The sequence below is a fragment of the Runella salmonicolor genome, from assembly GCF_024158025.1.
In the GTDB taxonomy this organism is placed as follows: Bacteria; Bacteroidota; Bacteroidia; order Cytophagales; family Spirosomataceae; genus Runella; species Runella salmonicolor.
The window spans coordinates 147,218-166,505 of sequence record NZ_JAMZEL010000014.1 but is presented as its reverse complement, the minus strand read 5'-3'; the positions used below and the strand labels follow the sequence as shown (position 1 = coordinate 166,505).

The following is a 19,288-nucleotide window of genomic DNA, read 5'->3' as shown; positions in this document are numbered from 1 at the left end:
AAAGTATTCGTCGCGACTTACTATTAAAAACTCAGAATTCAACAATCGTATAAGCTGCCTGATGAGGTTGGCGGGTTTGGTCGCTGATTTTGGTGCGGTTGCGGTCGTCGTCGTGGATGACGAAGAGGCGGTTAGAACCAACGGTCGTGAGGTCTTCGGCCTTATGGGTAAACTTTAAAGGTTGGCCAGTGGCGCGGTCTTTGACCAAGTGAAGTTTACCACTTTTCAATTCGGCTTCGGTGGCCCACCAGAGGTAGGCACTGTTGAGTTGGGTTTCGCTTTCCATGGAAGTCAGGACCCAGAAGATATTTCGTTTGGCGTCAAATTCGATGCACGAAAGGGCCAACGGCTTGGGAAGGGAAGGTTCTAAGGCTGCAATATCAATGTCGGCCAAAGTTTGGAAGTCAGTGCCTGCAACCAATGAATCATTCTCAAAACGATACGATACCGTCAACACTTTGGCTTTGTATTTAAAATCATCGTACTTTTTGCCCTCTTCACGAATCCCGAAAAAGAGTTTATTATTGGTGGCCGCAAAGCCCTCTACCTTGAAATAAGGCATTCCATCAGGAAACTCAGTCGAGCGCAAGGCTTTTGATAGTGCATTCCGCAGTCCCATCGAAAACTTCTCGCCCGTGGCCAAGTGAACTGCTTTGGGTTGGATGGTCTGCGGGCTGTTGCCGTTAACGGGCCAATAAAGCAGCGCATTGTAGCTGTCCCATTCGGAACTTCCTTCTTTTACCCGGTCGAAAGCAGTTGTCAAAAAGGCTACTTTACGGTCGGGGGTAAGGGCAAAGTCTTCGTATTTCTGGGCCGTTTTGAAAAGGTTTTGGGTAACATACGTGGGCTTGCTTCCAAAAAACCCCGTTTCGGCATAGGCCCAGTAAAAAATGGATGCGTCGGTGCCTGGCATGTCTTTGTCGTTGGCCATTGAAATATAATTTCCATCGTTCAATACCGCCGAAGCCTCGCACCAAACGTCTTTTCCCGCGGCCTGAAGGCCCGCTTGAAAACAATCAATAAACCCCTCTTTTACGATGATTCCACCCGTTTGCAGTTTTGTTGCAGGGCGTTGGCAGGCGTTGAATAATAGAAGAAAGCCTAACGCTAAGGCAGAAGAGAAACGAGTGATTTTCATGGTTTTGAGGCGATTTTTAGGGAGAAGGAATACAGGTTGGCAGGTGGTATTTCAGCCGACAGTTTAACAGTCCGACGGTTTTAAACCGTCAGACTGTTGAAGCAGCTACACTGCCAGAAAATTACATCCGTGCTTTGATGATGTTGGTAAACTCGCGTGACTTGAGCGAGGCACCGCCAATGAGGCCACCGTCTACGTCGGGGCAAGCAAAGAGTTCGGCGGCATTTTTTTCGTTGCAGCTTCCACCGTACAGGATGGTGGTATCGTCGGCTACTTGGGCACCGTATTGGCTGGCAATGTGCTCGCGCAATGCAGCGTGCATATCTTGTGCCTGCTGCGACGTAGCCGTAAGGCCCGTGCCAATCGCCCAAACGGGTTCATAAGCAATCACTACTTTACCGAAATCTTCGGCCGACAAGTCAAAAAGGGCGGCGGTGATTTGGGCTTTTACGATGGCAATGAAATCTTCGTTTTGGCGTTGCTCCAGCAATTCTCCGCAGCAAAAAATAGGTTTGAGGCCATTGGCTAAGGCGATTTTTACTTTTTCGGCCAATAATTCATCCGTTTCGCCAAAATACTGACGGCGCTCGCTGTGTCCAACCAGCACGTAGGGCGTGCCGAGGGCAGCAAGCATCGGGGCAGAGATTTCACCTGTATAGGCACCAGAGGCTTTTTGGTGGCAATTTTGGGCTCCCAAAGAGATACGATCTACTTCTTCAACGTATTTTTGTAATACCGGCAGGTAGATGTAAGGGGTACACAGGATCACTTCCACGTCGCCGCGTACTTCATCGCGAACCATGTTGACCACTTCAGAGGTAAGAATCAGCGCCTCTTCGAGGGTTTTGTTCATTTTCCAGTTGCCGGCTACTATTTTTTTTCTCATTGGAATAGAGGAGTTTGAATGAATATTGGGTTAATTTTATTTCGTATACTTAGGCTTTATAAACACTTTTTTACTGTTTAGATGTAAAATTCAAAATTATCTAAAAAAGTGCTTTTACCCGATAAGAAAGTGTTGCGAAATTAGTAAGAATATATTAATTCAAAACGGCACTTTTTTGGGTATATTTTTTGTTTTTCTAAGAAACAAGATTATCTTTACCAACACCCAAACGCTTTTTTGGGTACAGCTATGGCACGACGTCATTTACACTTGGCTCTATTTTTCTTTTTACCTTTTTTTATCTTCGCTCAAAAAAGCACCAAGAAAGAAGATAAGTTCGGATATTTTTTAACTGGGAATGCCAAATTTACCCGGATTCCCTTTGAACTACACGCTAATCTCATTGTTGTTCCCCTCAAAATCAACAATTCTGATACCCTTCATTTTATTCTTGATACGGGCGTCAGTTCGCTGATTATTACCAAGCCCGATGCCCTTAAAAATCAAAAACTACGGTTTACCCGTCGGGTACAACTGACGGGGGCAGGAGAGGGCGAATCGCTGAATGCGTCGGTGGCCATTGGGAATGTCATTGAAATGGGAAAGATGATGGCTACCTACCAAAACATCGTGGTTTTGGAAGAAGACGTACTGCAACTTTCAGAATACGTGGGGATACCCATTGACGGGATTTTTGGCTATGAAGTGTTCAATAATTTTGTGGTTACGATTGATTTTACCAATCGTGAACTCGTGTTGATGAATCCAGAAAGCTACAAATACCGCCGCCGCCACGGTGATCGTTACCCAATTATCATCGAAGATACCAAGCCCTACGCGGATGTTATTGCTTTGGTGGGCAACGGTACCGAGTTGCCGATTCGGGTCGTGATTGATACGGGGGCGGGTCATGCGCTGTTGATTGACAAATCGTATGATAATAAAATCCAACTTCCCGAGAAAGTCCTTCGTGCCCAACTGGGACGCGGACTGAACGGCGTCATTAACGGAAGTCTGGGCCGAATAGATAAAGTCCGTTTTGGCAAATATGAATTGGACAACGTACTGGCTTCTTTTCCCGACAGTTTGGCTTTTGGGGTAAAATTTGCGGCTCGCAACGAACGCCAAGGAAATATCGGCTGTGAATTGTTGCGCCGTTTTCGGGTTACGTTCAACTATGCAGATCGCTACATGGTGCTCAAACCCGTCAAGCGCCGCCTAAAAGAAACATTTGAGCATGACATGAGCGGCATGGAATTGCGGGCCAAAGGCACAGACCTCCGTAAATTTTACATCGACAAAGTCATTGAGGGCTCACCTGCTTGGGAAGCAGGGCTACAAGAAGGCGACGAAGTCTTGTTTATTAATAATAAGTCTTCTGACGAACTGGTTATCAGTGAAGTATACAAACTTCTTCAAAAAGGAGAAGGAAAAGAAATATCGCTGCTTGTCCGTAGAAAAGGCGCCATCCAATTTGCCAGATTTCAGCTGAAACGAATGATTTGAGGCAGAGAGGTAAGTTAGAATTTGGGGGGAGGAAATGTGAGTTTCCTCCCTTTTTTTTGCTCTTTCTTTCGATTTTTATGAAGGAAACGAAATTTTACCCATCGATACGCTAGGTACGCCTTCTCTGCTTCCAAAATCAGTGGGTTGACCGCAGAGTGCTTCGTTGGCCAAAATGGCAAACAAGACGGCTTCTTTGGCATCTCCCGCAATTCCCAATGAATCCGTGACATCCATTTCATAATCTGGTAATAATTCGCGTAATGCTCCCACCAGTACGGGGTTGTGCATTCCACCACCACTTAAAAAAAGCCGATAACTTTCGTCTTTTCTACAAACTCTCAGGATGGCCTCCGCAATGGTTTCGGCAGAAAATCGGGTTAGAGTAGCCATCAAGTCTTCTGGGGCCAGCGATGTTGTACCGCTGCGTTGCTGTGCCAAACGCACGTAATCGAGGCTGAATGATTCGGGGCCAGTGGTCTTTGGGAAAGGGGCGTCGAAAAAAGCATCTTTTTTGAGGTATTTCAACAGTTCGTCGTGTACTTTTCCGCTTGCGGCAATTTTACCGCCTTTGTCGTAGGGCAGGTTGAAGAATTTGCGCGCAAAAGCATCAATGAGGGTGTTTCCGGGCCCAGTATCGGTCACAAACACTTCTTGGGCGTTCAGATTGCCGGGCAAATAAGTAAAGTTGGCAATCCCGCCCATGTTGAGCATGATGCGATTTTCGTCCTTTTGCGAGAAAATAAAATAATCGCCGTATACGGCCAAGGGGGCACCTTCTCCGCCAGCGGCACAGTGTTTTTGACGAAAATCACTCAGCGTTGTTATGCCCGTCGTAACGGCAATGTGGTCGCCGTCGCCGATTTGGAGGGTCGCATTGGGATATTTTTCAATACGATGGAGGATTTTCGGAGCGTGAAAAACGGTTTGTCCGTGACTGGCTATGATGTCTATGTCGTTGGGAGTGAGATTGAACTTTTTCAGGCTATCCAAAATCATCTTGCCGTGCAGTTTTCCAATCCATGCATTGAGTAGGCAGAGCAACTGGAAGTCTATTTCTTTTTTCGCAAATACTTTTCGTATTTCATCCTTAATATCTTCACTGAAAATGACGGTATCGAAGTGTTCTAGTGTTACATGGGTTTGGGAGCCGCTTCCGCTAAAACGGCACACTGCAATGTCTAACCCGTCCATCGAAGTGCCCGACATCAGGCCTACGATTCGCCGCTCGGGTTTTTGGGCTATTTGAAAAAGTTTTACTAGGTTTGGATTCATAGCGTAAGTAATCAATCAATGGGTGCTTAATTCTTGGGTATGTGGGATGGAATCGATCAATATCAGTTTTTTGAAAGTATTCTTTTTGAAACCTTCGGAAAGTCAGTCGAAGTGATTGACGTCCGTTTTGTAGCGGGGGGGAGCATCAATACGGCGGCCCGTGTTCTTACGCCCGAAGGTACGTTTTTTGTCAAATTTAACCATGCCGAAAAAGAAGATATGTTCGAAAAAGAGGCGCGTGGTTTAGCCCTTTTGCGAAATACAAATGCCATTCACATTCCTGAAGTGTATGGTTATGGCAAAAACGGCGGCCGGGCCTATTTAATTCAGGAGTTTGTCGAAAATGGAGGACAGCGCCCAGATTTTTGGCAGACATTCGGTCGGTCGCTTGCAGAACTACATTCTCATACCCAGTCTTTTTTTGGATTAAACTTCGACAATTACCTTGGCTCTTTAGAGCAGAATAATACTTTTTATGTAAATGGTATTGACTTTTTTATAGAAAAACGCCTACGCCCACAGGCAGGGTTAGCATTGTACAATAACTTGATTGGGCCTGATTTGTACAGCCGTTTAGAGCGCTTTTATCCATTGCTTAAAAATTTACTTCCCGCCGAAGCGCCCGCGCTCGTTCATGGTGATTTATGGTCGGGCAATTTTCTCATCAATGAGCACGGGAGAGTCTCCCTTATCGACCCCGCTCCCTATTATGGATTTCGGGAAGCTGAATTGGCATTTACGCACCTATTTGGCGGGTTTGATGATGAATTTTACGAAAATTACCAAGAGTCCTTCCCTTTAGAGCCTCATTTTGAAGCCCGAATTCCCATCTATAATCTTTATCCATTGCTGGTTCATGTTAATCTTTTTGGGAGAAGTTACCTGCCTCCCGTCGAACGACTCGTTAAGCGGTATGTCGGGGCCTGAAATTTGATGTTTTTGGTAAAAAATTGGATGAAATGTAGATAGATAAAAAATTGTATAATTTTTATAATTCCCGAAATTATATTTTCAATAATTTGACTTTGAAAATATAATATTTTGTAGTTTTGCGTAGAAACTCTCCCAACAACAATCTCAATGATGGTAAATTATGGAAACGAAAACTGACCAACACATTGCAGTACCCGTAGGTGTAACGTTGGACCGTTATATCATGCACAATCAAAATGCTTTTTCGTTTGCAACGGGGGAGCTTTCTCAACTTTTGAGAGACATCGCGCTTGCTGGAAAAATTATTAATCGGGAGATTAACCGAGCAGGGTTGATAGATATTACGGGAGGGTTCGGGACCAATAATGTGCAGGGCGAAGCGCAACAGAAACTCGATGTGGTGGCCAATATTCGATTCATCCGGGCGCTTATCAACGGGGGAGAAGTTTGCGGCATTATTTCAGAAGAAGAAGACGATATTATTCACACGGGAAACAATCAAAGCAAATACGTGGTAGCCATCGACCCCTTGGATGGCTCGTCCAATATTGACGTCAATGTATCTATTGGTACTATTTTCTCGATTTATCGGCGGGTAAGTCCACTCGGTGAAAAACCTACCATTGAGGATTTTCTGCAAGGCGGCGATAAGCAGGTGGCAGCCGGGTATATTCTCTATGGTTCTTCTACGATTCTGGTATACACTACGGGCAACGGTGTAGCGGGTTTTACGTATGATTTTTCGTTGGGAGAATTTATTCTTTCTCACGCCAACATTCGCAGCCCGCAAGACGGGAAGATTTTTTCGTACAACGAGGGCAACTACAACAGCTACGAGAGTTTTGTGCGAGAATACCTGATAGAATGTCGCAAACGCAGTTACTCGGCGCGCTACATTGGTTCATTGGTGGGGGATTTTCACCGAAACCTACTCAAAGGCGGCATTTACCTGTATCCGCCTACTACCAAAGACCCCAAAGGGAAATTGCGGCTTTTGTACGAATGTTTTCCGCTGGCCATGATTGCCGAGCAGGCGGGGGCCAAAGCGACCAACGGCTTTCAACGTATATTGGAAGTCGAACCAGAATCACTACATCAGCGGGCACCGCTTTACATAGGCGCGGAAGCGATGGTCAATGAATTGATGAATCTAATTTGAGTTAGTTAGAAACGCCCCAAACGGTAGCGCGCCGAAATAAATAGGCCTGCGGTATTCAGTTTTATTTTTCCTAAACCCACTTGGGCCAAAGGTAATTTAAAATAAGGCTCGGCCTGCAGGCTGATTTTTTTGCCAATTTGACGCTCGAAACCCATCGAAAAATTCAAAACTCCAAACCAATAATTGCCCGTAGAGCCTTCCCAATCGTACCATTTTACATTGTAGGAATGAGGGGGATAGGTATAAATATATTTCTCGTTTAGCATTTTGTAGCTTGTGATTCCCGTCGAAACAAACCAGCGTTTGTTGGCTGATTGGGTGATGTCATACCGCACATTGAGCGGAATATCGAGCACTTTACAAGCGGCTTCGATGCCACTGGGGCGTGCTTTTTGGGAGTTCCAGACTTCGGGCCAAATGTACTGACTTCCGGTGGCATCGTAGAGTTTCATGGCACGTAAAGCCCCTGCTTGAATGCTTATTCTTTGGCTGAAACGGTATTCTAGCATGGCTCCCAATGTGGTTCCGGGTCGTTTCATTTGGTCAAACCCAATGTAACTCAAATCGGGGGCGACCAAAATTCGCAGGCTTAGGCCTTTTCTGAAAAGCGGCTCTGCTTCGGTTTTTTTAGGTTTAGCTACTAAAGGGGGCGGCGGGGGAGATATATACGAAACCATAGGGGAAGCATACACCACACTGAGCAGATGCCACGGATGGATGTTCAGCGTATTTGGGGTACTGACCCGTAGCATTGGACTTGTCGTTTCCTGATTTTCATTGGGGCTAGAAAGCGAAATCGTGGCCGATGGTGACTCTTTTGAAATGGAGTTGGAGGCGGCCGTTGAGCGTTCTGACCCAATACCTGCTTGTTTTTTTGTATTATTAGCCGTGTTATTTTTTGATACCCATGAATCAGTAAAGTGGCCTTTGGACGTATTGCTGGTATTTTTTGCCGATTTTTTACTGATTTTTGAATCGTTGCCAGTCAACAACGGTTTGTCAGAAAGCGCAAGCGAAGGGCGGGTTGATTTATTTCGATTATCTGCCTTGGTTTTGGGGTTCGTTTTCCCAGTCGTTTGCTCATTAGATTTAGCGGGGAGTGACGGCGAATCTACGGTGGTCCTATTACCAATTTTACTGTCGCGTAAAACCGTTTGTGCTGCTTGGGCGTTTCTAGAAATACCCTCTTTCCTTTTGGTTGAATTATCGGATAAAACCGCCCCTGATTCAAGGGCATCTTTCGCCGCAGGTTCTGGGTTTGATTCAGAATCATTCGGCTCAGGATTACTTAAATTATGTTCAGAAGCCGCTTCGGCTGGTTTTATTTCTTTGGGTTGATTGTTTGATTCAGTCTTTAAGGTTGAACTTTGTTGAGTTGTAGACGGGGCAACGGCAGATTTGCTGGACAGCGGTGTGTTGATTCTGGGCCACAAAAGAACACCGCCAATGATAACACTGGAGAATAACAAAAGCAACAGCACTAAAGGCAGAAGCGAACGTTTTTTCGGGGTTCCGTTAGTGCCAGTACTGTCTAATTTTTTGCGCATTGCAGCCCAAGCTTTGGGCTCAAATTCAGGCTCAAACTCCTCAGCAGATTTTCTGAAGAGGTCGTCCAGCGAATCATCTGGGAACTCTTGCATACTCATTGCTTTTCTTTTTAGATAACATAACTCTTAAGTTTTCGCGGGCACGGGCCAAATTAGATTTGGAAGTGCCCTCACTTATGCCCAAACGCTGGGCTATTTCTTCGTGTGAATAACCGTCAATGACGTATAAGTTGAATACTGTACGGTACGATGGAGTAAGCTGTTGAATGAGTTCAATCAAATCTTCATGCGCCAAAGTACTGTAGATGTTGTCGCTGTCAGCAACGGCAACGGTATTTTCTGCAACACTGAGATCTGTGTTGTGTTGGAATTTTACATTTTGACGATAATGGTCCAAGGCGGTATTTATCATGATACGCCTCAGCCATATTTTAAAGGGTTTTTCAGCGTCGTACATCTGAACTTTTTGGAATATTTTCAGAAAACCGTCGTTTACTACTTCTAGGGCTTCTTCGCGGTTTGGAACATAACGCATACAAACTCCCATAGCGTAACCGTAGAACTGCTTGTACAGCAATTCTTGACACTTGCGGTCGTTTTTCAGACAGCCTTCAAGCAGTTCCGGCAAAGTTTTCAACGCACGAGAAAATAACATCCGACAATTGTTTACGGAATTTTAAAATGATTGGTTGCGTCTATGGTTTCGAAAAGATAAGATTTTTTTTGACGAACTGGTATAATGCCCACCCAAATTGAATACTCATGAAAGTCGATATTTAACCTCGACCCACCAAAGATGTATTTTGTATAAAATAATCTTTGAAAAATTAAGTATTGACGGCGTCTTGTTTACTTGTATTTCATTTAAAATGACCAAACCCTTACCGTCAATGAAGAAGCGATACCTCCTTTTACTCGTCGTGTTTTCCCTGCAATGGACTCCTAGAAATGAGATTGCCGACCCGTCGGTTTATCTGAGCGACCTCAAAACTGAATTAACCAAAGAATGGCCTAAAAACAGGGCCGTCAATCTGGTTTTTCACGGTCATTCAGTGCCAGCGGGCTACTTCAAAACACCCGTCGTTAATACCTTGGAAGCATATCCCAATCAGTTATTGAAACAATTGAAGGTACGCTATCCTTACGCAGTCATCAACGTGATTAATACCTCGATTGGCGGCGAAAGTTCAAAAGGTGGCGAAAATAGATTTGAAACAGAAGTGCTGGTGCACCGGCCAGATGTTATTTTTATTGACTACGCTCTAAATGACCGTGGCATGGGGCTGGAGGAGGCTCGAAAAGCGTGGGTATCGATGATAAACAAAGCCACTCAAAAAAATATAAAAGTGATTCTGCTCACGCCCTCTCCCGACCAGCGTACTGATTTATTGGATGCAGAGAGTGCCTTAGAAAAACACCGAAAACAAATCATTGAGATAGCAAAAGAGCATAATCTGGGATTGGTAGACAGTTATGCCTTTTTTCAAAAAAAAATACAATCAGGTGAAATTATTTCTTCCTATATGTCGCAGGTAAACCATCCGAACGAAAAAGGACACCAATTGATTGCCGATGGTATAATGACCTATTTTAAGTAGTACAGTATAGTCGTTATTTAATAATTGACCAAAAGAGGTCTCCCACTAGCGGAGACCTCTTTTTTTTGGGATTGCTAAGTTTTTTAATTTTAAGTTAAATGTCTGATATTCAATAATTTAATTGTAAGTGTTTTGCTTGGTTTTGACTTCGTTTTAAGGTTTTTTTTGAGGACTAATGGGCTTTATTTAATACCATTTAAATATCAAAAAGTGCAAAAGAATGACCATTTTGAGCAAATACTATGCTTTTGCTTTGGATTAGATTTGTTAAATATAAACTCAATATGTTTATATAAATGAAGGGGTTTTAGCACTTATACCAGCGCACTGTCAATTGCAAGTACGCTTATCCACAGTAAAGCATTCAGGCAGGCTAGTACAGGATAAATTCAATTGTGAATTGTATAGAGAAAGTAAAAGTGTATAAGTAAGTGTTTTAAAATCAGCTGGTTGTAGTAAAGTTAAAAAGTTTCAAATTTTATTTATGCAGTTCAGTAACTCACATTATAAAAACACCATTTAATCCTATTCATCTATGTAACTTACTATTCCGTCCTCATCAGTTTCAAAAGTTAATTAAACAATTTACACAACCCTTAACACAACCTTTATTATGAGACAAATTCGACTATTTATTCTTTGTATGCTGCTTGCCTTTAAGGGAGTAGCACAAGGGGTGCAAATTCAGGGCAAGGTAACCACCGCCAACGGTTTGGGAATCCCGGGGGCAACTATTCTTGAGCAGGGAACAACCAACGGTGCTACGACCAACTCGGAGGGTGAGTATAAAATTACGACGACGAAAACGAATCCGACACTGGTTTTTTCGTACGTGGGTTTGATTAGCCAAACCATTAATAGCCAAGGGCGAAAAACCATTGACGTAACGCTCGAAGAAGACTTGAAAGCCTTGCAGGAAGTGGTCGTTGTGGGATACGGTTCGCAACGGAAGCAGGATATTACCTCGGCGGTATCGGTCATCAATATGAAAGATATTGGTGAGCAGCCCGCCAACAACATGAACCAGTTGCTTCAGGGCCGTGCTGCCGGGGTGGTGGTTAAGCAGAAAAGCGGTACGCCAGGCGGAATATTTGAAGTACGGGTACGGGGAATAGGTTCGTTAGGTGCGGGTAGTGACCCTCTTTACGTAATTGACGGCTTTGCCGTGGGTACATCGGTAGGTCAAAACTTAAACCCCAACGACATCGAAAGCATCACAGTGTTAAAAGATGCTGCCTCAACCGCGATTTACGGAGCGAGAGGTTCTAACGGGGTAGTGTTGATTACTACCAAAAGCGCCAAAGAAGGCAAAGTGAACGTGAATCTTTCCATTGATTATGGTATTCAGAATGTACCTGATTCTAGAAGGGTAAAAATGCTCAATGGGGTTGAATTTGCCCAGTTTAAAAAGGAGATTTTTGAAGACGGTATCCGTTATTTCCAGAATAGAGAACCAAAACTGGAAGAGGTACCGATTGGTTTCCGGTATCCAGAGCAGACCAAGTACTCGACCGACTGGTTCGGAGCCATTATGCGCAATAATGCCCCCTATATGGACGTAAACCTGACGATTTCGTCGGGAAAAGGGCCTCTTAAATCAATGCTTTCGGTGGGGTATTTTAAGGAGGAAGGCTCTATCATAAAGACCAATTACGACCGGATTTCGATTCGTAGCAATATCGGGGGTGAGGTTACTAAGTTCCTGACCGTTGGGATGAACGTAAACGGTAGCTACACCAAACAAAACGTAGCCAATACTGACGGTCGCAGTGCCTTAGTGGGTGGTGCGTTGTTGATGGACCCGCGTGAACCGATTTACAATGATGACGGCACGATGCGTCCTTACATTGGCGGGGTTGACGGAGCGTTTGGTTTTCCTAACCCTGTATTTGTACTTAACAATGTTATCAGAAGAAGAAACATCGGAGATGTTCTTGCCAACGGTTTTGCAGAAATTGCGATTTTGAAGAATCTGAAATTCCGTACTTCGGTCAATGCCAAGATTAATTTCAACGCATATAAAGAGTACGTCCCGTCAACCATCGGTTTATCGGTGGCTTCTGGTACAGCGGGTGCGCCACCAAGAATCGCGACAGCGCGGGATATAAACGAGCAGTTGCGTAATTACTCTTTTGACCAACTCTTGACCTACACGCCCAAAATCGGTGCCAATCAGTCCATGGACTTTTTGCTGGGAGTAACTTCTCAAAAAGAAACTGTCTACGGCGTGGATGGCTCAGGAAATACATTCCCAGATGATTTGGTGCCATATTTGGGAGCGGCTTCTATTCGCTCTTCCAACTCGTACGAGTATGGTTGGGGACTGTTGGCGTATTTTGCCCGCGCCAATTATTCTTACAAAGATAAATACCTACTTTCGGCGTCGTTCCGTCGTGAGGGAAGTTCACGTTTTGGTGCTCAAAACAAATACGGAGATTTCCCCGCTGCTTCGGTAGGTTGGAGATTGACGGAAGAGTCATTTATGCCAAAAGCTTCTTGGTTGACAGACGTGAAACTGAGAGCAAGCTGGGGGGTAACGGGTAACAACAACATCGGTAACTACCCAAGTTTGGCGTTTGTGGGAGCCAACAACTATATCCTTGGCAATGCATTTGCGGCAGGGAAAGTGATTAGTTCTTTTGCCAACTCCAACCTAAAATGGGAGAAGTCAAACCAGTTGGACATTGGTTTGGACGTGGCTACTTTCAACAACAAGCTGACCTTCACGTTTGAATATTACAGCAAAATTACCAACGACATGTTGCTGCCAATTTCTATCCCAGCGGTGTCAGGTTTTACTTCAAGTTTGGACAACATCGGAAAAGTGCAGAACCGTGGGGTAGAAGTAAGTGCTGACTTCAGAACCACCATCGGAAAAGTAAATTTCCGCACCAATGCCAACCTTACCGTAAACCGCAGCAAAATATTAGCCATCAAAGGAGCCAATGATATGCTTTGGTATGGTGGATTTTATGGAGGCTATAACGTACAGAAAGTGGGCCGTCCTATTGGGATGATTTACGGATACCAAAAATTAGGTATTTTCAATACACAAGCCGAAATCGACGCGTGGCCTAAGCAAGACGGAGTGATTCCGGGCGGTATGAAATTTGCCGATACCAACGGCGACGGCGTGGTGTCGTATGATACACAGGACATGGTTGAAATCGGAAATCCAAACCCCGCATTTACGTGGGCATGGACCGTGGCGGCCGATTATCGTCGCTTTGACCTGAACGTTTTGTTTGTGGGAGCGCACGATTTTGACATCTATCGCAACATCGAAGCATCGACCATGAACATGGACGGCGTGTTTAACGTATTGGACAAAGCGAAAGACCGCTGGAGATCACCTTCCAATCCAGGTTCTAATCCAAATGCTAAAAATTCACAAGGTGGAACCAACTACTTCAAGTGGTCACGCGAGAGCAGTGAGCGCTACGTATACGATGGTAGCTACGTTTGGTTAAAGGCCGTAACCATCGGTTATAACCTTCCTAAATTCAAATCAGTACTGAGCGATGCCCGTATTTTCGTAACGGCCAACAACTTGTTCCTATTTACGAAATACCCTGGCAACAACCCTGATGCGGGTGTGAGAGGCGGCACGGAATTGAACAACGACGATGAGTCATATCCTGTTCCAAGAACGTTGGCGGTTGGTGCTAAGTTTAACTTTTAATTCTACGCAGAAATGAAAAAAATAACCTCTTTTATACTTGTAACGCTTGGCTTGGTTCAGTTTTCGTGTAACGATGACTTCCTGACGACCACTGACCCGACCCGGATTAGTACAGATATTTTCTACCAAAACCAAACCCAGTTTGAGCAGGCGCTCAACGGCGTGTATGGTCAGTTGCAGCAAATCACAAATACGGCGTATCTGGGACAGGAATTTATGTCCGACAACACAACGCTTGATTTCAACCCCCTTGACCGTGGGGGTGCAGCTGGTTGGGAAGCGTTTGAATTTTCGACCGTTAACCCCGGCAATGGCGAAGTAGCGGCGTTGTGGAATAATCATTATTCTGCCATGTACAATATCAACTATGCACTGGAAAAGCTCGAAACTAGCACCATTGATGCCGCCGCCAAGAGCGCCATCGGTGGTCAATTGAAATTCATCAGAGCTTACCATTACTTTAATTTGGTTCGTTATTTTGGGGATGTTGTGTTGGTCACCAAAACGTTGAAAAACCCCAACGAAGCTTTTGATTTGGTAAAATCTCCGCAGGCAGAGGTGTATAAGCAAATCGAAGCCGACCTGAAAGATGCCGTCAACTTACTGCCTACTACGTATCCTGCTGCGGGAAGAGGACGGGTTACGAAAGGGGCTGCGCTGAGTTTGTTGGGTAAGGTGTATCTGACCCTCAAGCGTTATCCAGAAGCGGTTTCTACGCTGAAGCAGGTGTTGCCATTGGGTTATTCTTTGTATGCCAACTACAAGGATAATTTTGACCCCACCAAGAAGAACGGTGTAGAATCTGTGTTTGAAGTTCAGTACCAGGGTGGTAACGACTTGGGTGAGCAAAGCAACTTTGTGTATTTGTTTGCGCCACGTCTTTCGCAGGGAGCTGTAACGGGATTTGCCAATACTACGCCAAGCGGTCGTAATATCCCCACCAATGACATGATTGCGGCTTACGAACCTGGTGACCTTCGCAAGGATATTTCTTTGCAAACTAGCTACACCCTCAACGGTACAGTTGTGCCGATTCCTTTTGTCAATAAATACCGCTATCCGCACACGATTACGGGGCGCTCGGACAATAACTGGCCTGTGCTTAGATACGCTGATGTGTTGTTGATGCTCGGCGAAGCCATCAACGAAGCTACCGGACCAGATGCTGAGGCATTGGGCTATCTGAACCAAGTACGTAAGCGGGCAGGGCTGGCAGAATTGACGGGATTGACAAAAGACACTTACCGTACGGCCGTACTCAAAGAAAGACGCGTTGAGCTTGCATTTGAGAACCACCGTTGGTTTGATTTGCAACGCACCAAAACCCCCGCTGAATTGGCGGCGTTTATGAATGCTTACGCGGCCAAAGAAAAAACGAATCCGACCGTTTCCAGAGGCGGAATTGCCTTCAACGCGCTCGACTATGTGTACAGTGATTTTGAGTATTACCTGCCAATTCCGGCACCGCAAATTTTGATTAATAGCAAACTCACTCAAAATCCCGGTTACCAATAGCAGGACGACTTTTATAAGTAGGATTTGATAAAGAGTCCGCTTTTATAAGTAGTACATTTTCAAGTACCTGTCGTAATCTAAAGAGCAATTTTGCTTTGTACGACAGGTACTTTCTTAACCAAATTTTACCACCCTTATTTTTGTTAAAAACCGTGCAGGAAACCACAGAAATCTTCTGGCTTTGGCAGTTTTTAGGCCGATTACACCCCTTGGTCGTCCACTTCCCCATCAGTTTGCTTTGCGTAGCGTTAATACTTGAAATTGTTGGTTGGCGGCGCAAATCAGTCGAATTGCGCGCTGGCATCACCGCTTTGGTTTGGATTGGGGCCGTCAGCTCGGTGTTGGCCGTAGCGTTGGGTTTACTTTTAGCCAATCAAGACGAATACGGCGGCGATACCGTCACCATTCACCAATGGTCGGGCATTGCCACCATGGTTTTTGCCTTGGGTTCATTGTTTACCCTTCGTACGGGGCGCGCCTCGCTTTATAAAACCATGCTTTTTATGACCGTAGGCGGGGTCACATTGGCTGGGCACTACGGCGCTTTACTGACGCACGGAGAAGATTATCTGACCGGCGTTTTACCTTTCAACAAAGACCAAAAAGAAAATACCGAAGGAGGGGCAAACTTTACGTTTGCCAACACTAATCAGCCCCTCACGCAGGAACAAATTGTGGAATTGAACGTGGAAGTGAGGTCTATCTTGGCCCATAATTGTTACAGTTGCCACAGTGCAACCAAAACAAAAGGTGAATTACGGCTAGACAAAAAAGAATTTATCTTTAAAGGCGGCGAAGACGGCCCGATTATCGTCGCGGGAAATCCCGACAAAAGTGAAATCATACGCAGAATCACCCTTCCAACAGGCCATAAAGAAGCAATGCCCACCAAAGGCAAGCGACTCAGTGAAAAAGAAGTGGCTCTCTTGGAGTTTTGGATAAAACAAGGCGCTCCGTGGCCCGATGGCCCCGAAAAAAGCATTTATCGGGTGGCAGAAATGGCCCCTCGTATGCCTGAACTGCCCCCAGCAACCGCTCAATTTACGCAACCCGTTGACCGTTTGGTCAATGCGTATTTTCAGAAAAACAAAATTGCTTGGAAAAATGTCGTCGATGACCGAACCTACATCCGCCGGGTTTATTTGGACGTTATCGGTTTGTTGCCTTCTCCCGAAAATATTCAGGTGTTTATCGAAGATAATCGCCCCGACAAACGGGAAATATTGGTCAAAAGCCTCCTGGCTCGCAACGAAGACTACGCGCAGCATTGGCTGACGTTTTGGAACGATGCTCTTCGTAATGATTATTCTGGAACAGGGTACATTACGGGTGGTCGTTTCAATATCACAAAATGGTTGTATGCATCCCTCAAAAACAATAAACCGTACAATCTGTTTGTCAAAGAGTTAATCAGCCCGACGAAAGAATCGGCAGGATTTATCAAAGGAATTAAATGGCGCGGAACCATCAACGCCAGTCAGCGCAATGAAATGCAAGCCGCCCAAAATGTAGCACAGGTGTTTCTGGGACTCAACCTGAAATGCGCCTCTTGCCACGATAGCTTTATCAGCGACTGGAAACTGGAAGACGCCTACGCGTTTGCCAACGTTTTTGCCGATACTACGTTGGAAATCCACCGTTGTGATAAGCCCACGGGTAAGCTGGCTGGGCGCGGGTTGTTGTTTAAAGAACTAGGTCAAATCAAGGAGACCCCCGTGACCGAAGAACGACTTAAAGAACTGGCGGAGTTTTTGGTACAGCCCAAAGACGGACGACTTTATCGTACGTTGGTAAACCGCGTATGGGCGCAACTCATGGGCCGGGGCATTGTTGAGCCAGTAGATGCCATGGATAATCTACCTTGGAGTCAGGATTTGCTGGATTGGTTGGCTTCTGATTTTGCGGCGAATGGCTACGATATTAAGAAACTGATGTATACCATTCTGACTTCCAAGACCTATCAATTGCCTTCTATCGGCATCAAAGATGCAGGCTTGGTGACGGCCCCCGACTTTGTATTTCAAGGAATGGTACGCCGGCGATTAACGGCGGAGCAGTTTGCCGATGCCGTAAGTGTGGTTTTTAATCCAATTTATGTAGATACCGCGCTTGTTTTTAAGCAATTACCCGAAACCATCAAACAAGAGATTCCTTTCACGCGGGCATCTTTGGTAAAAAGAGACCCATTCTTGACGGCCTTGGGGCGGCCGAATCGAGAAACGGTGACCACAAGTCGAAACTCACAGGCGAATCTTTTGCAGGCGTTGGAATTGACCAATGGCACCCAATTTAATGAAGCCCTGAAAAACGGCGCGAAAATTTGGAAAGTCAAATACCCGACCTCCGATGTGTTGGTGAAAGAACTGTACAAAAAGTCGCTGGGACGAGAGCCTTTGTCCAAAGAAATTGTGGCGGCTCAAAAAATCATTGGCCCCAAACCCACCGAAGAAGGAATTCAGGATTTGGTTTGGGCCATGACACTGCACCCTGAGTTTCAGTTGATTTATTGATGGGAGGAAAGAGATTGGCGGTGAAAATCCCACCAATTGTGAAGAATCTAAAAAGCCCCCGCAGGGGCGCAACTTTTGTAGAATTTTGTATAAACCGCAATGTTTATCATGAAAAATAGATGGAATAGAAGAGAATTTCTTCAAAAAACCAGTGCGGCTACCTTGGCCGCTTTGGCCGCCAGTGCTCCGATGCCGAGTCTGTTGTCTAGCTGTAAAAGTAAACTCGTAGGACAGACGAATGGAACCGCCGATACGGTAATTTTGCTGTGGATGGCAGGCGGAATGGCCCATACCGAAACCTTTGACCCCAAGCGATATACGGCTTTTGAAAAAGGAATGGAAGGCAACCGGGTCCTGAGTACATTTAAACCCATTCCGACCGTTTTGGACGGAATCAATTTCTCCGAAGGATTGCAATCTATCGGTAAAGTGATGGATAAGGGAACGCTCATTCGGTCGTATGTGGCGGCAGATATGGGCCATATATTACACTCACGTCATCAGTACCACTGGCATACGTGTTATGAGCCACCTCAAACGGTGGCCGCGCCGCACATGGGGGCGTGGATTGCCAAAGAATTGGGCCCCAAAAACCCCGTTATTCCTGCTTTTATTGACATCGGTCAGCGGTTTACCGTTGGTGAAGCCGAAGAGCTGAAAGCCTTTCATACGGCAGGATTTTTAGGGAATGAGTTTGGGCCGTTTTTCATTCCAGACCCTAGTCAGGGGTTGGAAAGTGTGCGTCCGCCCGTTGGAATGGATGCCAAACGCTTTGAGCGCCGAAATCAGCTGTACAATGATTTAATCAGTAATAGTCCCGTGGGTGAGTTTGGTAGTGATTACCAAAAAGAATCGCTGAAACGCTCAATGGAACAGGCCTATATGCTCCTCAATTCGCCCGAAGCCAAGGCGTTTAATTTAACCACGGAACCGCAAGAAAGCTACGATATTTATAATACTGGGCGCTTTGGTTTAGGCTGTTTGTTGGCCAAAAGATTGACCGAGCAAGGGGCTCGTTTTATCAGCGTGACCACCGAATATGAGCCTTTCTTTGGCTGGGATACGCACGAAAATGGCCATACGCGCTTGGTAGAAATGAAAAGGCAGATTGACGGGCCTATTGCTCAACTTGTGAAGGATTTGGATAAATCGGGGCATCTTGACCGCACCTTGATTGTCCTTGCCAGTGAATTCAGTCGCGATATGATGGTAGAGGGCCGCCCCGAAGCCAAAGTACAAGAGCAGGTCAAACAACCAGAGATTTTGGACGACATCAAGTTTTACGGAATGCACCGCCACTTTACGGATGGCTGTTCTATGCTGATGTTTGGGGGAGGAATCAAGAAGGGGTTTGTATACGGAAAAACGGCCGACGAGCGTCCGTGCAAGACCATTGAAAACCCCGTGAAGATTGACGGTATCCATCAAACCATTTATCATGCGTTGGGGATTCCGCCTGATACTCAGTATGAAATCGAAAAAAGACCCTTTTATACAACACCCGACGGTAAAGGGAAAGCCGTGATGGATTTATTGGCTTAA

The 19,288-nt window shown here is 45.4% G+C and carries 13 protein-coding genes; 8 read left to right on the top strand and 5 right to left on the bottom strand.

The features are described from left to right. Positions 1–31: 31 nt before the first annotated feature. Together NCI00_RS24895 and tpiA are read right to left on the bottom strand one after the other, a co-directional pair. Complete coding sequence (locus NCI00_RS24895; protein ID WP_253532218.1) at positions 32–1,138, bottom strand: hypothetical protein; 1,107 nt, start codon at positions 1,136–1,138, stop codon at positions 32–34. A gap of 121 nt (positions 1,139–1,259) precedes the next feature. Beyond that, positions 1,260–2,024 carry a triose-phosphate isomerase gene (gene tpiA / locus NCI00_RS24890; protein WP_253532216.1) on the bottom strand — a complete coding sequence of 255 codons (765 nt, stop codon included), beginning with the start codon at positions 2,022–2,024 and terminating at the stop codon, positions 1,260–1,262. Between the two features lie 249 nt (positions 2,025–2,273). Between tpiA and NCI00_RS24885 the strand changes: the two genes are divergently transcribed. Next, positions 2,274–3,530 carry an aspartyl protease family protein gene (locus tag NCI00_RS24885; protein ID WP_253532213.1) on the top strand — a complete coding sequence of 419 codons (1,257 nt, stop codon included), beginning with the start codon at positions 2,274–2,276 and terminating at the stop codon, positions 3,528–3,530. A gap of 75 nt (positions 3,531–3,605) precedes the next feature. Here the strand turns inward: NCI00_RS24885 and NCI00_RS24880 are convergent, their stop codons facing one another. Further along, positions 3,606–4,802 carry an anhydro-N-acetylmuramic acid kinase gene (locus NCI00_RS24880; protein ID WP_253532211.1) on the bottom strand — a complete coding sequence of 399 codons (1,197 nt, stop codon included), beginning with the start codon at positions 4,800–4,802 and terminating at the stop codon, positions 3,606–3,608. Between the two features lie 39 nt (positions 4,803–4,841). Here NCI00_RS24880 and NCI00_RS24875 point away from each other — a divergent pair, with 39 nt between their 5' ends. Next, positions 4,842–5,729: a fructosamine kinase family protein gene (locus tag NCI00_RS24875; protein WP_253532209.1), complete on the top strand. Its 888-nt coding sequence runs from the start codon at positions 4,842–4,844 to the stop codon at positions 5,727–5,729. A gap of 166 nt (positions 5,730–5,895) precedes the next feature. Beyond that, the gene (gene fbp, locus NCI00_RS24870) at positions 5,896–6,894 is read left to right on the top strand and encodes a class 1 fructose-bisphosphatase (RefSeq protein ID WP_166558137.1); all 999 of its coding nucleotides are present in this window, start codon (positions 5,896–5,898) and stop codon (positions 6,892–6,894) included. A gap of 5 nt (positions 6,895–6,899) precedes the next feature. Here the strand turns inward: fbp and NCI00_RS24865 are convergent, their stop codons facing one another. Both NCI00_RS24865 and NCI00_RS24860 read right to left on the bottom strand, forming a co-directional pair. Then, a complete protein-coding gene (locus tag NCI00_RS24865; RefSeq protein WP_253532207.1) occupies positions 6,900–8,534 on the bottom strand; it encodes a hypothetical protein in 1,635 nt (544 codons plus the stop codon). Continuing rightward, positions 8,515–9,096 carry an RNA polymerase sigma factor gene (locus NCI00_RS24860; RefSeq protein WP_253532205.1) on the bottom strand — a complete coding sequence of 194 codons (582 nt, stop codon included), beginning with the start codon at positions 9,094–9,096 and terminating at the stop codon, positions 8,515–8,517. The genes NCI00_RS24865 and NCI00_RS24860 overlap by 20 nt, the downstream gene beginning before the upstream one ends. Before the next feature lie 235 nt (positions 9,097–9,331). Between NCI00_RS24860 and NCI00_RS24855 the strand changes: the two genes are divergently transcribed. From NCI00_RS24855 to NCI00_RS24835, 5 genes are all read left to right on the top strand, one after another. Next, positions 9,332–10,039 carry an SGNH/GDSL hydrolase family protein gene (locus NCI00_RS24855; protein ID WP_253532203.1) on the top strand — a complete coding sequence of 236 codons (708 nt, stop codon included), beginning with the start codon at positions 9,332–9,334 and terminating at the stop codon, positions 10,037–10,039. 613 nt (positions 10,040–10,652) lie between these two features. Then, positions 10,653–13,721 carry a SusC/RagA family TonB-linked outer membrane protein gene (locus NCI00_RS24850; RefSeq protein WP_253532202.1) on the top strand — a complete coding sequence of 1,023 codons (3,069 nt, stop codon included), beginning with the start codon at positions 10,653–10,655 and terminating at the stop codon, positions 13,719–13,721. A 12-nt stretch (positions 13,722–13,733) separates the two neighbouring features. Next, entirely contained in the window at positions 13,734–15,236 is a 1,503-nt protein-coding gene (locus NCI00_RS24845; protein WP_253532201.1) for a RagB/SusD family nutrient uptake outer membrane protein, read from the top strand. Positions 15,237–15,388: 152 nt separating this feature from the next. After that, complete coding sequence (locus NCI00_RS24840; RefSeq protein WP_253532200.1) at positions 15,389–17,746, top strand: DUF1549 domain-containing protein; 2,358 nt, start codon at positions 15,389–15,391, stop codon at positions 17,744–17,746. A gap of 108 nt (positions 17,747–17,854) precedes the next feature. Next, complete coding sequence (locus tag NCI00_RS24835; protein WP_253532199.1) at positions 17,855–19,288, top strand: DUF1501 domain-containing protein; 1,434 nt, start codon at positions 17,855–17,857, stop codon at positions 19,286–19,288.